This window comes from Pseudomonas sp. UBA6323 (genome assembly GCF_002439135.1).
In the GTDB taxonomy this organism is placed as follows: domain Bacteria; phylum Pseudomonadota; class Gammaproteobacteria; order Pseudomonadales; family Pseudomonadaceae; genus Aquipseudomonas.
The window spans coordinates 183,744-197,579 of record NZ_DJSX01000034.1 but is presented as its reverse complement, the minus strand read 5'-3'; the positions used below and the strand labels follow the sequence as shown (position 1 = coordinate 197,579).

The window sequence follows — 13,836 nt, the reverse complement described above, 5'->3', positions numbered from 1 at the left end:
CGTTAAACGCTGCTTCCCAGCGTTTCAGCCTTGCGCAGCCAGCTCTGACGCTGCTCTTCGCCGGACGGGCGCACCGGGGCGAACTCGTTCAGGCGGCGGGTCTTGATACCGCAGAAACCGAGGATGGTGCGCACCATCTGCCGATGCGCCGGGGCTCCGTAGATCCAGCGGAAGTACCAGCGTGGCGTGTCCATGGTCACCAGCAGGTCGGCGCTGCGGCCGCTGAGCAGCTTGTCCCAGAGCTGCGAGCGGTTGCGGTATTTGAAGGCGAAACCGGGTAGGAATACCCGGTCGAAGAAGCCCTTGAGCAAGGCCGGTATGCCGCCCCACCACACCGGGTAGACGAACACCAGATGTTCGGCCCAGTGGATCAGGCGCTGTGCTTCCAGCAGGTCCGGCTCCAGGTTCTGGCTCTGTTCGTAACCGTCGCGCAGTATCGGGTCGAACTGCATTTCACCCAGCCTCAACTGGCGGACTACATGGCCCTTGCTGCGTGCGCCGTGGGTATAGGCCTCAGCCAGGGCATGGCAGAGGCTGTCCTTTTTCGGCGTGCCGAGAATCAGCAGGATTCGTTTGCCATCGCCTTCCAGCGGTGTGGCGCCGCTCTTGCCCTCACTCATGCCGCCCGGCTCCGAGCATGTCTTGCGGCCTGACCCATTGGTCGAACTCCTCTTCGTTCAGATAACCGAGTTGCAGCGCTGCCTGGCGCAACGTGCTGCCTTCGGCGTAGGCCTTCTTGGCGATCTCAGCGGCTTTGTCGTAGCCGATATGGGGATTGAGCGCTGTCACCAGCATCAGGCCGTTTTCCAGGTGCGCGGCCATCTGTGCAGCATCCGGCTGCAGGTCGGCCACGCAGTGCTGCTGGAAGTTACGGCAGCCGTCGGCGAGCAGGCGGATCGACTGCAGCAGGTTATGGATGATCACCGGCTTGAACACGTTGAGTTGCAAGTGCCCCTGGCTGGCGGCGAAGCTGATGGTGGCATCGTTGCCCAGCACCTGGCAGGCGAGCATCGACAGCGCTTCGCACTGGGTCGGGTTGACCTTGCCGGGCATGATCGAACTGCCTGGCTCGTTGGCCGGCAGGCGTACCTCGGCGAAGCCGGCGCGCGGGCCCGAGCCGAGCAGGCGCAGGTCGTTGGCCAGTTTCATCAAGGCCACGGCGAGGGTTTTCAGCGCGCCGGAGAGTTGCACCAGCGGCTCATGCCCGGACAGTGCGGCGAACTTGTTCGGTGCGCTGGTCAGCGGCAGGCCGGAGAGGGCCGCCAGTTCGGCGGCAATGGCCTCGGCGAAACCGGCCGGCGCATTCAAACCCGTGCCGACGGCGGTGCCGCCCTGGGCCAGTTCACAGACGGCGGGCAGGGCGGCGCGAATCGCCGCTTCGGCATGGCCGAGCTGGGCGACGAAGGCAGACAGCTCCTGGCCGAAGGTGATTGGCGTGGCGTCCATCATATGGGTGCGCCCGGTCTTGACCAGGTTGGCGTGGCGCTGCGCCTGCTCCTGCAGACCGTCACGCAGCTCGGCCAGCGCCGGCAGCAGGCAATGGCGAACGCCCTGGACGGCGGCAATATGCATGGCAGTGGGGAAGCAGTCGTTGGAGCTCTGCGCGCGGTTGACGTGGTCGTTAGGGTGGACCGGAGTCTTGCCGCCGCGCTGGCCACCAGCCAATTCGTTGGCGCGGCCTGCGATCACCTCGTTGACGTTCATGTTGCTCTGCGTACCGCTGCCGGTCTGCCAGACCACCAGGGGGAACTGCGAGTCGTGCTGGCCTTCGAGCACTTCGTCGGCGGCCTGCTCGATAAGCCGGGCGATATCGGCCGGCAGCTCTCCGCTGCGGCTGTTGACCCGTGCAGTGGCTTTCTTGATTAGCGCCAGCGCGTGCAGCACGGCCAGCGGCATGCGCTCCTGGCCGATGGCAAAGTTGATCAGCGAACGCTGGGTCTGCGCGCCCCAGTAGGCGTCGTTGGGGACTTCGATGGGGCCGATGCTGTCAGTTTCGGTGCGGCTCATGGCGTTCTCCGGGCATGTTCGAGGTTGCTGGCAGTTTAGGTCGCGCCGCCGGAGACTGGTTCCGCAACTTATCTATCGCTCCGATTACCAGCGGGCGTGGGTTTCGCCCAGCCAGCCCAGCGCGCGATCTACCGGAACGCGCTCGCCCTTCGGGCCGCGCAGCACACCATCATAGTGGCCGAAGCGCTGTGCGGTGTTGGCGCGGAAGGGGCCGAACTTGGGACAGGCTCTATGTAGCTGGCGGGGGGTGAAGCGCAGGGACACGCAGTCGTCTTCGCTGTCCAGGCGCCAGGGGGCCAGCGGCGCCTGCGAGCTGCGGACGATATGCAGCGGGCTGTCGAGCAGCTGTACTTCACCGCCGAACCACAGGGCGTTTTCCGACAGGCCGCTGTGATCCAGCCAGCCCGTACCGAAATTGCCGGCGATACCGCCCGCGGCGGCGAAAGCGGCTCGCTGCCAGTGACTGTGCAGCGGCCAGACGCCACGACCGAAATCCAGCGCGGCGAAGCTTTGGCCAGGCACGCAGCTGTAATGCTTGTTCCCCAGTTGCAGGCTGCCGGCGGTGGGCAGCCCGAGGTGGCGACTGGTGGCATGGAAACCACCATTTTTCAGTGGCGCCACCAGATTGACCGATTGCAGGTGCGCAGGTCGCTGAATGTCCAGGGCAATCTGCAGCGGTTGGCCGCCGATATCAGGCGCTGATGCGGTAAGACGCAGACGCCCGGGATGTTCATCGGCACGCAACTGCAGACGAGAGTGGTTGAAGGCGTGACTCTCCTGCGGTAGGTCGGGCAGTTGGCAGCCGAGGGCGAAAAGGCGGAACCGAGCGTGGGCGACCGACTGGCCGGACTCCAGATCGAGAAAATAGGCGGCGCCGTAGCCAAGGTAGTCAAGGTCGGCCAGGGTCAGCGCGAGCATCCATTGCGGAGTGGTGATGCACCAGTGGTTCCAGCGTTTGCGCCGTCCCAGATGGCCGCGTAGGGCGCAGTCCACTTGCGGGCGGCTGGACCAGCCAATGGCCTCGTCCAGCAAGCGGCCCTTGCTGTCGCAGAGTGGCTGGCGCGGAAGCGGCTCATGTGAGGTGAGACTGGTCATCGGGCACGTCCATGTTTGTGCGCAGGCTGGCGATCAATTGCCGAGTCCGGGAAGTGCGCACGCCTTGATAAGAATGGTGAATATCACGCAGGATGCCGAGCTCGCCCAAGGATGAGCAAGTACTGGCATTTTGGCAACTGACCAGCGGGTGCGCCGGTCTGCATGGCTGCTGTGAGCCAGTGCACAACTCGCATCGCTTGAGGGTTTTGGGCGCAGGGCACAAAATGCCGCCACCGCAGTCTACCCAGACTCATTCATAACCCTGGACGCCTCCCATGCTCCGTTTCTCCACACTCTGCACCGCCGTTCTGCTCAGCGCGAGCGCATCCCTGGCCATGGCCGATGCCGCCAGCCACGCCGCCGATGCCGAGCGTTTTCTCAAGCTGGCCCATGCCGACAAGCTGACCGTGCCCGTGTACGGCCAGGTGCAGCAGATGTTCGCCCAGCGTTTCGCCGAGGCGCCGGACGGCAAGAAGGCGGTACTGGAGAGCTATCAGGCCAAGGCCAATGCCGCGCTGGACAAGGCGGTGGGCTGGGACAAGCTGAAGCCGGACATGGTCAAGCTCTACACCAGCAACTTCAACGAGCAGGAGCTCAAGGACCTGATTGCCTTCTACGAGTCGCCGCTGGGGCAGAAGGTGCTGCAGAAGATGCCGACTTTGACCGCGCAATCCGCGCAGATTACCCAGAGCAAGCTGGAAGCCGCGGTGCCTGAGGTGAACAAGCTGCTGGCCGACATGAGCGGCGAGCTCGGCCTGCCGAAACAACCCTGATGGAGCCCAAGATGTCCAAGCAAGACCTGATCACCGCTGCCCTCGCTGCGCTGGAGCCCGAGCATCTCGAGGTGCTGGACGAGAGCCATATGCACAGCCGCGGCCTGGAGACTCACTACAAGGCGGTGATTGTCAGCCCGGCGTTTGCCGGGCTGAATGCGGTCAAGCGACATCAGAAGGTCTATGCCACTGTCGGCGAGCTGATGGAGCAGATCCACGCCTTGGCGCTACACACCTATACCCCGCAGGAATGGGCGGCGCAGGGCGTGGCCCCGGCCTCGCCGACCTGCCGCGGCGGTCATTGAGGTAGCCCGGATGCAATCCGGGGAAACCCATCGGCAGTTCCCGGATTGCATCCGGGCTACGTGACTGATGGGGCAGATCCACGCGCTGGCGCTGCACACCTACACGCCGCAAGAGTGGGCGGCGCAGGGCGTAACCCCCGCCTCGCCGACCTGCCGTGGTGGTCATTGAGGTAGCCCGGATGAAATCCGGGGAAACCCATCGGCAGTTCCCGGATTGCAGCCGGGCTACGTGACAGGCTGTCGCGCCTTGTCGCCAACCCGCCCCGGCGATTCTCTGCTTTGTTACAATCCCCTCCGCGCCGGCTATGCCGGCGTTTTTCATGTCACGCCAGTCCGCCCTTTACGTGGGTGACTACTGAGAGAACATTCATGACCGACAAGATCGTCGTCGCGGCGCTGTATAAATTCGTCTCCCTGCCGGATTACCAGGCGCTGCGCGAGCCTTTGCTGCAAACCCTTATCGACAATGGCATCAAGGGCACGCTGTTGCTCGCCGAAGAAGGTATCAACGGCACCGTGTCCGGCAGCCGCGCCGGCATCGATGCGCTGCTCGCCTGGTTCCACCTGGATGCTCGCCTGGCCGATATCGACCACAAGGAATCCTATTGCGATGAACAGCCGTTCTATCGCACCAAGGTCAAGCTGAAGAAGGAAATCGTCACCCTTGGCGTGCCGGGCGTCGATCCCAACCAGCGCGTGGGTACCTACGTCGAACCACAGGACTGGAACGCCCTGATCAGCGACCCGGAAGTGCTGCTGATCGATACCCGTAACGACTACGAAGTGGCCATCGGTACCTTTGAGGGCGCCATCGACCCCAGGACCAAGTCGTTCCGCGAGTTTCCGGAGTACATCAAGGCCCACTTCGACCCGAGCAAACACAAGAAGGTGGCGATGTTCTGTACCGGCGGTATCCGCTGCGAGAAAGCCTCCAGCTACATGCTCGGCGAAGGCTTCGAGGAGGTCTATCACCTCAAGGGCGGCATCCTCAAGTACCTCGAGGAAGTGCCGCAGGATCAGACCAAGTGGCAAGGCGACTGCTTCGTCTTCGACAACCGCGTGACCGTGCGCCACGACCTGTCCGAAGGCGACTACGATCAGTGTCATGCCTGTCGCACCCCGATCTCCGTGGAGGACCGCCAGTCCGAGTTCTACAGCCCCGGCGTCAGTTGCCCGCACTGCTGGGATTCGCTGCCGGAAAAGACCCGCGAGAGCGCCCGCGAGCGGCAGAAGCAGATCGAGCTGGCGCGCCAGCGCAACCAGCCGCATCCCATCGGCCGTGACCCCCGCTAACTGAACGAGGCCTGACCCATGGCGAGCCGCCTGCTCTACGTAATGGACCCGATGTGCTCCTGGTGCTGGGGCTTTGCCCCGGTGGTCGAAGCGCTGGCGGAGCAGGCGGCGGCAGCCGGCGTGCCGCTGCAGATCGTGGTGGGCGGCCTGCGCCGCGATCAGGTGGCGATCGACGCCGCCGCGCGCGTGCGTTACCTGGGTTATTGGCAGGCGGTGAATGCCAGCACCGGGCAGCTGTTCGATTTCGACCGAGGCCTGCCCGAGGGGCTGGTGTATGACACAGAGCCGGCCTGCCGCGCGCTGGTCACTGCGCGCAACCTCGATACGCCCAGCGCCTGGACGCTGCTCAAGCTGATCCAGCGCGCCTTCTACACCGAGGGCGCCGACGTCACCCAGGCCAGCGTGCTGGTACAGCTGGCCGAGCAGGCCGGGATTCCGCGCATCGAGTTCGCCGAGGCCTTCGACAGCCAGGCCATGCATGAGGCCACGGCCGCGGATTTCAGCTGGGTGCAGGATCTGGGCATCGCTGGTTTTCCCACCTTGCTGGCCGAGCGCGATGGTCAGCTGGCGCTGCTGACCAATGGCTACCAGCCACTCGATGCCTTGTCTCCGCTGCTGGGCCGTTGGCTGGAGCGCGCCGCCAATGCCTGATCGGTTGAGCTGGGCAGAAATCCGCCGCCTGGCCCTGCGTCACAAGAAAGCGCTGATTCTGGCCAACCTGGTCGCCGTGCTGGCGACCTTGTGCAGCGTGCCGATCCCGTTGCTGTTGCCGTTGCTGGTGGACGAAGTGCTGCTGCACGACGGCGATGCGGCGCTCAAGGTGATGGACAACTTCCTGCCGGCCCACTGGGAAACGGCCGCCGGCTATATCGGCCTGATGCTGTTGCTGACCCTGCTGCTGCGCGGCTCGGCGCTGATTTTCAACGTGCTGCAGGCACGCCTGTTCGCCAGGCTGTCGAAGGACATCGTCTACCGCATCCGCATGCGGCTGATCGAACGGCTCAAGCGCATTTCCCTCGGCGAATACGAGAGTTTGGGCGGCGGCACGGTGACCACCCATCTGGTCACCGATCTGGATACCCTCGACAAGTTCGTCGGCGAGACCCTGAGCCGCTTTCTGGTGGCGATCCTGACCCTGGTCGGCACCTCGGCCATCCTGATCTGGATGCACTGGCAGCTGGCCTTGCTGATCCTGCTGTTCAACCCGCTGGTGATCTACGCCACCGTGCTGCTGGGCAAGAAGGTCAAGCACCTGAAGAAGCTGGAGAACGACAGCACCTCGCGCTTCACCCAGGCTTTGACCGAGACTCTGGAGGCGATCCAGGAAGTGCGCGCCGGCAACCGCCAGGGCTACTTCCTCGGCCGTCTCGGCGGGCGGGCGCGCGAGGTACGTGACTACGCCGTGGCTTCGCAGTGGAAGAGCGATGCCTCCAACCGCGCCAGCGGCCTGCTATTCCAGTTCGGTATCGACGTGTTCCGCGCCGCGGCGATGCTCACCGTGCTGTTCTCCGACCTGTCCATCGGCCAGATGCTCGCGGTGTTCAGCTACCTGTGGTTCATGATCGGCCCGGTGGAGCAACTGCTCAGCCTGCAGTACGCCTTCTATGCCGCTGGTGGCGCGCTGACGCGGATCAATGAGCTGCTGGCGCGCAAGGATGAGCCGCAGTACGAAGGGCGCGTCGATCCCTTCAAGGGCCGTGACACGGTGGGTATCGAGGTGCGCGGGCTGACCTTCGGCTATGGCGACGAGCCGGTGCTGGATCGTCTCGACCTGTCCATCGGCCCGGGCGAGAAGGTCGCCATCGTCGGTGCATCGGGCGGCGGCAAGAGCACCTTGGTGCAACTACTGTTGGGACTCTATACGCCGCAGGCCGGCAGCATCCGCTTCGGCGGCAGTACGCTGGAGGAGATCGGCCTGGATGGCGTGCGCGACAACGTCGCGGTGGTGCTGCAGCACCCGGCGCTGTTCAACGACACGGTGCGCGCCAACCTCACCATGGGCCGCGAGCGCAGCGACGAGGCCTGCTGGCAGGCGCTGCGCATCGCCCAGCTGCACGACACCATTGCGCAACTGCCGCAGGGGCTGGACAGCGTGGTCGGGCGTAGCGGTGTGCGCCTGTCAGGCGGGCAGCGCCAGCGCTTGGCGATCGCCCGCATGGTACTCGCAGAACCCAAGGTGGTGATCCTCGACGAAGCCACTTCGGCGCTGGATGCGGCGACCGAGTACGCCCTGCACGAAGCGCTGGCGCAATTTCTCGAAGGCCGCACCACGCTGATCATCGCCCACCGCCTGAGTGCGGTGAAGCAGGCCGATCGAGTATTGGTGTTCGATGGCGGCAGCGTTGCCGAGGATGGCGACCATCAGCAACTGATCGCCGAAGGCGGGCTGTACGCCAAGCTGTATGGGCATTTGCAGCAGGGGTGAGTTGCTACTTCGCGGTTGAATCGGAATGGCCGTTCCAAGGAATGACAGTTGTAGGGCGGGTGTAACCCGCCATCAGCGGCCTGGCGGGTTGCACCCGCCCTACGGATCTTCTACGGGATAGGTAGGAGCGGCTTCAGCCGCGATGCTCTTTTGCGCAACCAATGTCCCCGGATTGCATCCGGGCTACGCAGCTTCCTGGACAGTCGCGGCTAAAGCCCCTCCCACAAGATTCCAGCGCTACAACGACTGCTCTCCTGCTCTGTGGGAGGCGCTTTAGCGGCGACGTTCCGCCTCAGCTATCGCTCATCAACGCTTCGCTCAACTCCTCGAACAGCGTCTGCACCGAGCGCAACGCCCGGCAGTCGGGGCGGGTCAGCAGCCAGAGCTCGGTGTCGCAGCTGGCCAGGGGCGGGCCGAGTGCCTTGAGCTCCGGATGGGCGCGCAGTACAAAGTCTGGCAGGGCGGCAACGCCCAGGCCGGCGCGCGCCAGTTGTGCTACGGCGTACATGCTGCTGCAGCGGTAGTTGGGCGTGACGCCTGGCAATTCGCGCAGGCGCCAAAGCACCGTGCTGTGATCCGGCATCGCCTCGTCCGGGGCGATCCAGCTCTGCCGCGCCAGGTCACTGCGATCCTGGCCATCATCGCGGGCGCAAACCAGATATGACACCTTGGCGAGACGCCGGCCCACCAGGTGCTCCGGTGGCTGATTGGTCAGGCGTAGGGCAAGGTCGGCGTCGCGCCGGCTGAGGTTGGCGAAGTCATTGGACGTTACCAACTCCAGCGCCAGGGCCGGGTAGTTGGGCATGAAACGCGCCATAGCCGGTAGCAGCAGGCTGCTCAGTACGGCGTCGGTGCAGGTCAGGCGCACCGTACCGCTGACTACCTGCTTGCCCAGTTCCAGTGCGACGCGTGCGGCATCCAGTGCCTGCTCGGCACGTTCGGCCTGTTCCGCCAGGGCGCGTGCGGTTTCGCTGGGTTCGTAGCCGCGCCGACTCTTTTCGAACAGCGCCACACCCAATGCCGCTTCGAGCCGGCGTACGGCGCGAAATACGGTGGAGACGTCCACCTGCAGCAGTTCTGCAGCCCGCGCCAGGGAGCGGCCGCGCACCAGAGCGAGTACCAGAGAGAGGTCGGTGTGGTCGATTTGATATTGCATAGCTGCAATCTCTGCTTGTCTATTCGCCAATTATTATTGCGCGAGCGCCATCTTATAGTGGCAAGGAGGCTGCCATGCAAGTTGGAGGGAAAGCGTATGTACAGCAAGTGTCGAGTCAGGGTTGCGCTGGTCGGTGATTACGATCCGGCGATCACCGCGCACCGGGCCATCCCCGAGGCGTTGCGCCTGGCCAGTGAAGCCCTGGGAGTGGCGGTCGAGCATGATTGGCTGGCCACTGACGGCATTCTCGAGGATGCAGCCCTGATGGCCTATGACGGCATCTGGTGCGTGCCTGGCAGCCCCTATGTCGCGACCGAGGGCGCGCTACGCGCCATTCGCTTTGCCCGTGAGCAGGGCGTGCCGTTTCTCGGTACCTGTGGCGGCTTCCAGCACGCGCTGCTCGAATACGCGCGTAACCGCCTGGGTTGGGTCGATGCCGAGCACGCCGAACTGTCGCCGCAGGCGCAGACACAGCTGATCGCGCCGCTGACTTGTGCACTGCTGGACGTCAGCGAGCACGTGCATCTGGTTTCTGGTTCACGCATCGCCGAGTTGTACGGCGTGCGCGAGATCAGTGAGCAGTATCTGTGCCGCTACGGCTTGAGTGACGCTTTCGTCGAGCCGCTGATGGCGCAGGCGCTGAAGGCCTCCGGGCATGACGAAGCGGGCGCAGTACGCGCCATCGAGCTTGAGGATCATCCTTTCTTCATCGCCACTCTGTTCCAGCCCGAGCGCGCGGCGCTGGAAGGTCGCCTGCCGCCGGTCGTGGCCGGTTTGGTCGGGGCCTGTGCGGTGCAGTCGGTACACGAAGCCCATCTGGCCGTGGCCTCGTGATCGCCGCCACGCCGGAGCCACCCTATTACGTGGTGATCTTCACCTCCCAGCGCACGGAGATGGACGCCGGCTACGCCGAGGCCGCGCAACGCATGCTGGAACTGGCCGCGCAACAACCCGGTTTTCTCGGCGTGGAGTCGGCGCGCAGCGATGGCCTGGGTATCACGCTGTCCTATTGGCAGAGCGAGGAGGCGATCCGCGCCTGGCGTGAGCACGCCGAGCACAGCGCCGTGCGTGAGCAAGGACGAGCCGATTGGTACGCCGCATTTGCCACACGGGTGGCCAAGGTCGAACGCGCCTACACCTTCTCACGTTCTGGCTGAATGTCAACGGCAAGCCGGCAGACCGGTCTGTAAGGTTTCCTTTACGCCAAGCGGGGCGATGTCTGCATGAGTGGCCTGGCGTAACGAAAATTTTCCGGTGCTGCGCTTGCCTACTGTGTCGAAGTGTCGCAAGCCATCTTGAGAGCGGGTCTGCGCTCGGTTGTCATGAGGTTGTCCGCAGCGCATTCGTGCGTTCGCCATAACAATGACAATCAGGAGGCAAGATGAACGCCGTGAACAAGATCGAGCAGCACAATCCCATCGGCACCGACGGCTTCGAGTTCGTCGAATTCACCGCACCGACTGCCGAAGGCATCGAGCAACTGCGCGGGTTGTTCACCGCCATGGGCTTTACCGAAACTGCCAAGCACCGCTCCAAAGAGGTGTGGCTGTTCCAGCAGAACGACATCAACATCGTGCTCAATGGCAGCCCCACCGGGCATGTGCGTGCCTTTGGCGAGAAGCACGGCCCCAGCGCCTGCGCCATGGCGTTCCGGGTCAAGAACGCCGCGCAGGCCGCTGCTTACGTCGAGCAGCAGGGCGCTACTCTGGTGGGCAGTCACGCTAACTTCGGCGAGCTGAACATTCCCTGCGTCGAAGGCATCGGCGGCTCGCTGCTGTATCTCGTCGATCGCTATGGCGACAAGACCATCTACGACGTCGACTTCGAGTACGTCGAAGGCCGCAGCCCCAACGACAACGCCGTCGGCCTGCAGTGCATCGACCACCTGACCCACAACGTGCGCCGTGGGCAGATGGATGTCTGGTCCGGTTTCTATGAGCGTATCGCCAACTTCCGCGAGATCCGCTACTTCGACATCGAAGGCAAGCTCACCGGCCTGTTCTCCCGCGCCATGACCGCGCCGTGCGGCAAGATCCGCATCCCGATCAACGAGTCGGCCGATGACAAGTCGCAGATCGAGGAATTTATCCGCGAGTACCACGGCGAAGGCATCCAGCACATCGCCCTGAGCACCGACGACATCTACGCCACCGTGCGCCAACTGCGCGCCAACGGCGTCGACTTCATGACCACCCCGGACACCTACTACGAGAAGGTCGACACCCGCGTTGCCGGCCATGGCGAGCCACTCGATCAACTGCGCGAACTGAACCTGCTGATTGACGGAGCTCCGGGCGTCGGTACGTCGGGTGATGACGGCATCCTGCTGCAGATCTTCACCAACACGGTGATCGGCCCGATCTTCTTCGAGATCATCCAGCGCAAGGGCAACCAGGGCTTCGGCGAGGGCAACTTCAAGGCGCTGTTCGAGTCGATCGAGGAAGACCAGCTGCGTCGCGGTGTGATCTCCGAGGAGTGATGCCATGAGCCGTCAATGGATCCGCTTTCCCCTGCGTGAAGGCGAGTGCTCGCGCCAGGCGCACTGCGATCTGCCGCAGGGCACCTACGAGCGAGAAATGGGCCGCGAGGGCTTCTTCGGCCCCACCGCGCACTTGCACCACAAGCATCCGCCGACCGGCTGGATCGACTGGCAAGGCCCGCTGCGCCCGCACGCGTTCAACTTCAACGACATCCCCAGCGAGCGCGATTGCCCGCTGGCAGCGCCACTGACGCTGCACAACGCCGACGTCAAGCTGCGCGTCTGGCGCACCCACGGCGCCATGCGCCATCTGGTGCGCAATGCCGATGGCGACGAGCTGCTGTTCGTCCATGAAGGCAGCGGGCATTTCTATTGCGACTTCGGCCATCTGGAATACCGCGACGGCGACTACCTGTTGATCCCCCGTGGCACCGCCTGGCGTATCGAGGCCAGCACGCCGAGTTACTTCCTGCTGATCGAGAACACCGACGGCGCCTACCAGTTGCCGGACAAGGGCCTGCTCGGCCCGCAGGCAATCTTCGACCTAGCGGTGCTGGAGCATCCGCATATCGATAACGCCTTCAAGGCGCAGCAGGACGAAAACACCTGGCAGATTCGCATCAAGCGGCGCGGCCAGATCAGTACCGTGACCTATCCCTACAATCCGCTGGACGTGGTCGGCTGGCACGGCGACAACACCGTGGTGCGCCTGAACTGGCGCGACATCCGTCCGCTGGTCAGTCATCGCTATCACCTGCCGCCGTCGGCGCACACCACCTTCGTTGCCAATGGTTTTGTGGTTTGCACCTTTACCCCGCGGCCGGTGGAATCCGACCCCGGTGCGCTCAAGGTACCGTTCTTCCACAACAACGACGACTACGACGAAGTGCTGTTCTACCACCGTGGCAATTTCTTCAGCCGCGACAACATCGAGCAGGGCATGGTCACCCTGCACCCCTGTGGCTTCCCGCACGGTCCGCATCCCAAGGCGTTGAAGAAGAGTCTGGAGGACCCGGCCACCTTCATCGACGAGGTGGCCGTGATGATTGACACCCGCCGCGCCCTGGAAGTGGCCGATGCCGCCGGTGCGGTGGATGTCGCCGAGTACGTCAATTCCTGGCGCGCGCCGGGGCTGTAGGGTTAAACAAACCTGTAGGAGCGAGCTCTGCTCGCGAAGCTTTTTATTCGGTCCGGGTTCGCGAGCAGAGCTCGCTCCTACCTCAGAATTCGAAGGATTACTGATGAAACTCGCATCACTGAACCAAGGCCGCGATGGCGTGCTGATCGTGGTTTCCCGCGATCTGACCCGCGCCGTGCTTGCGCCGCAGATCGCCATCACCCTGCAGGCCGCGCTGGACGACTGGGCCGTGGCCCGACCCAGGCTGGAGGCGGTCTATCAGCGCCTTAACGATGGCCTGGAGGAGGGCGCGTTCGCTTTCGATCAGGCGGCCTGCCACAGCCCGCTGCCGCGTGCCTACCATTGGGCCGACGGCAGCGCCTACGTCAATCACGTCGAGCTGGTGCGCAAGGCCCGCGGCGCCGAGATGCCCGAATCCTTCTGGCACGATCCGCTGATGTATCAGGGCGGCGCCGATGCCTTCATCCCGCCGCATAGCCCGATCTGCCTGGCCGACGAAGCCTGGGGCATCGATCTGGAAGCCGAGCTGGCGGTAATCACCGATGACGTGCCGATGGGCGCCACTCCAGCCGAGGCGGGCGGACACATCCGTCTGCTGATGCTGGTCAACGACGTTTCGCTACGCAACCTGATCCCTGGCGAACTGGCCAAGGGCTTTGGTTTCTACCAGAGCAAGCCCTCGTCTAGCTTCTCCCCGGTCGCCATCACCCCGGACGAGCTGGGCGAGAGCTGGAAGGACGGCAAGGTGCACCGGCCGCTGGTCTCGCATATCAACGGCGCGCTGTTCGGCCAGCCGGATGCTGGCGTGGACATGACCTTCAACTTCCCGACCCTCGTGGCACACGCCGCCAAGACCCGCCCGCTGGGCGCCGGCACCATCATCGGTTCGGGCACCGTGTCCAACTATGACCGTAGCGCCGGCTCCAGCTGCCTGGCGGAGAAACGCATGCTGGAAATCGTCGAGCAGGGCGAGGCGAAAACGCCGTTCCTCAAGTTCGGCGACCGGGTGCGCATCGAGATGTTCGACGCAGCTGGCCAGAGCATTTTCGGCGCCATCGACCAGGTGGTGGAACGTTATGAGCCATAAGCTGCAAGCCACAAGCTGCAAGCAGGGTGCGCGCAGGCTTTTGCTTGAGGCTTGTCGCTTGCGGCTTGCCGCTGGAGG

Annotated in this window: 14 protein-coding genes; 10 read left to right on the top strand and 4 right to left on the bottom strand. The window is 64.2% G+C overall.

What is annotated here, in order from left to right; translation table 11 throughout:
- Nucleotides 1–2: 2 nt before the first annotated feature.
- The 3 genes from B3P22_RS07645 to B3P22_RS07635 all read right to left on the bottom strand — a co-directional run bounded on the left by B3P22_RS07645 (nucleotide 3) and on the right by B3P22_RS07635 (nucleotide 3,102).
- On the bottom strand, nucleotides 3–620 hold the full coding sequence (locus B3P22_RS07645; protein ID WP_296270565.1) for an NAD(P)H-dependent oxidoreductase: 618 nt from the start codon (nucleotides 618–620) through the stop codon (nucleotides 3–5).
- The gene (locus B3P22_RS07640) at nucleotides 613–2,007 is read right to left on the bottom strand and encodes a class II fumarate hydratase (RefSeq protein ID WP_296270564.1); all 1,395 of its coding nucleotides are present in this window, start codon (nucleotides 2,005–2,007) and stop codon (nucleotides 613–615) included. The genes B3P22_RS07645 and B3P22_RS07640 overlap by 8 nt, the downstream gene beginning before the upstream one ends.
- An 84-nt stretch (nucleotides 2,008–2,091) precedes the next feature.
- A complete protein-coding gene (locus B3P22_RS07635) occupies nucleotides 2,092–3,102 on the bottom strand; it encodes a DUF2804 domain-containing protein (RefSeq protein ID WP_296270563.1) in 1,011 nt (336 codons plus the stop codon).
- Between the two features lie 275 nt (nucleotides 3,103–3,377).
- Here B3P22_RS07635 and B3P22_RS07630 point away from each other — a divergent pair, with 275 nt between their 5' ends.
- The 5 genes from B3P22_RS07630 to B3P22_RS07605 all read left to right on the top strand — a co-directional run bounded on the left by B3P22_RS07630 (nucleotide 3,378) and on the right by B3P22_RS07605 (nucleotide 7,898).
- Nucleotides 3,378–3,875: a DUF2059 domain-containing protein gene (locus tag B3P22_RS07630; RefSeq protein ID WP_197856727.1), complete on the top strand. Its 498-nt coding sequence runs from the start codon at nucleotides 3,378–3,380 to the stop codon at nucleotides 3,873–3,875.
- Between the two features lie 11 nt (nucleotides 3,876–3,886).
- A complete protein-coding gene (locus B3P22_RS07625; protein WP_275546214.1) occupies nucleotides 3,887–4,180 on the top strand; it encodes a BolA family protein in 294 nt (97 codons plus the stop codon).
- 369 nt (nucleotides 4,181–4,549) lie between these two features.
- Nucleotides 4,550–5,473 (top strand): rhodanese-related sulfurtransferase, encoded by a 924-nt coding sequence (locus tag B3P22_RS07615; protein ID WP_296270562.1) that lies wholly within the window; start codon nucleotides 4,550–4,552, stop codon nucleotides 5,471–5,473.
- 18 nt (nucleotides 5,474–5,491) lie between these two features.
- Entirely contained in the window at nucleotides 5,492–6,124 is a 633-nt protein-coding gene (locus B3P22_RS07610) for a DsbA family protein (RefSeq protein ID WP_296270561.1), read from the top strand.
- Nucleotides 6,117–7,898, top strand: a complete 1,782-nt coding sequence (locus tag B3P22_RS07605; RefSeq protein WP_296270560.1) for an ABC transporter ATP-binding protein — start codon at nucleotides 6,117–6,119, stop codon at nucleotides 7,896–7,898. The genes B3P22_RS07610 and B3P22_RS07605 overlap by 8 nt, the downstream gene beginning before the upstream one ends.
- Before the next feature lie 292 nt (nucleotides 7,899–8,190).
- Here the strand turns inward: B3P22_RS07605 and B3P22_RS07600 are convergent, their stop codons facing one another.
- A complete protein-coding gene (locus B3P22_RS07600; RefSeq protein WP_296270559.1) occupies nucleotides 8,191–9,054 on the bottom strand; it encodes a LysR family transcriptional regulator in 864 nt (287 codons plus the stop codon).
- A 96-nt stretch (nucleotides 9,055–9,150) separates the two neighbouring features.
- Here B3P22_RS07600 and B3P22_RS07595 point away from each other — a divergent pair, with 96 nt between their 5' ends.
- From B3P22_RS07595 to B3P22_RS07575, 5 genes are all read left to right on the top strand, one after another.
- On the top strand, nucleotides 9,151–9,888 hold the full coding sequence (locus B3P22_RS07595; protein WP_197856721.1) for a CTP synthase C-terminal region-related (seleno)protein: 738 nt from the start codon (nucleotides 9,151–9,153) through the stop codon (nucleotides 9,886–9,888).
- Nucleotides 9,885–10,211, top strand: coding sequence for an antibiotic biosynthesis monooxygenase family protein (locus B3P22_RS07590; RefSeq protein ID WP_197856720.1), 327 nt, complete (start codon nucleotides 9,885–9,887; stop codon nucleotides 10,209–10,211). The genes B3P22_RS07595 and B3P22_RS07590 overlap by 4 nt, the downstream gene beginning before the upstream one ends.
- 224 nt (nucleotides 10,212–10,435) lie before the next feature.
- Nucleotides 10,436–11,533: a 4-hydroxyphenylpyruvate dioxygenase gene (hppD, locus tag B3P22_RS07585; protein ID WP_296270558.1), complete on the top strand. Its 1,098-nt coding sequence runs from the start codon at nucleotides 10,436–10,438 to the stop codon at nucleotides 11,531–11,533.
- 4 nt (nucleotides 11,534–11,537) lie between these two features.
- Complete coding sequence (locus B3P22_RS07580) at nucleotides 11,538–12,671, top strand: homogentisate 1,2-dioxygenase (protein ID WP_197856718.1); 1,134 nt, start codon at nucleotides 11,538–11,540, stop codon at nucleotides 12,669–12,671.
- A gap of 103 nt (nucleotides 12,672–12,774) precedes the next feature.
- Entirely contained in the window at nucleotides 12,775–13,758 is a 984-nt protein-coding gene (locus B3P22_RS07575; protein ID WP_197856717.1) for a fumarylacetoacetate hydrolase family protein, read from the top strand.
- Nucleotides 13,759–13,836: the final 78 nt, after the last annotated feature.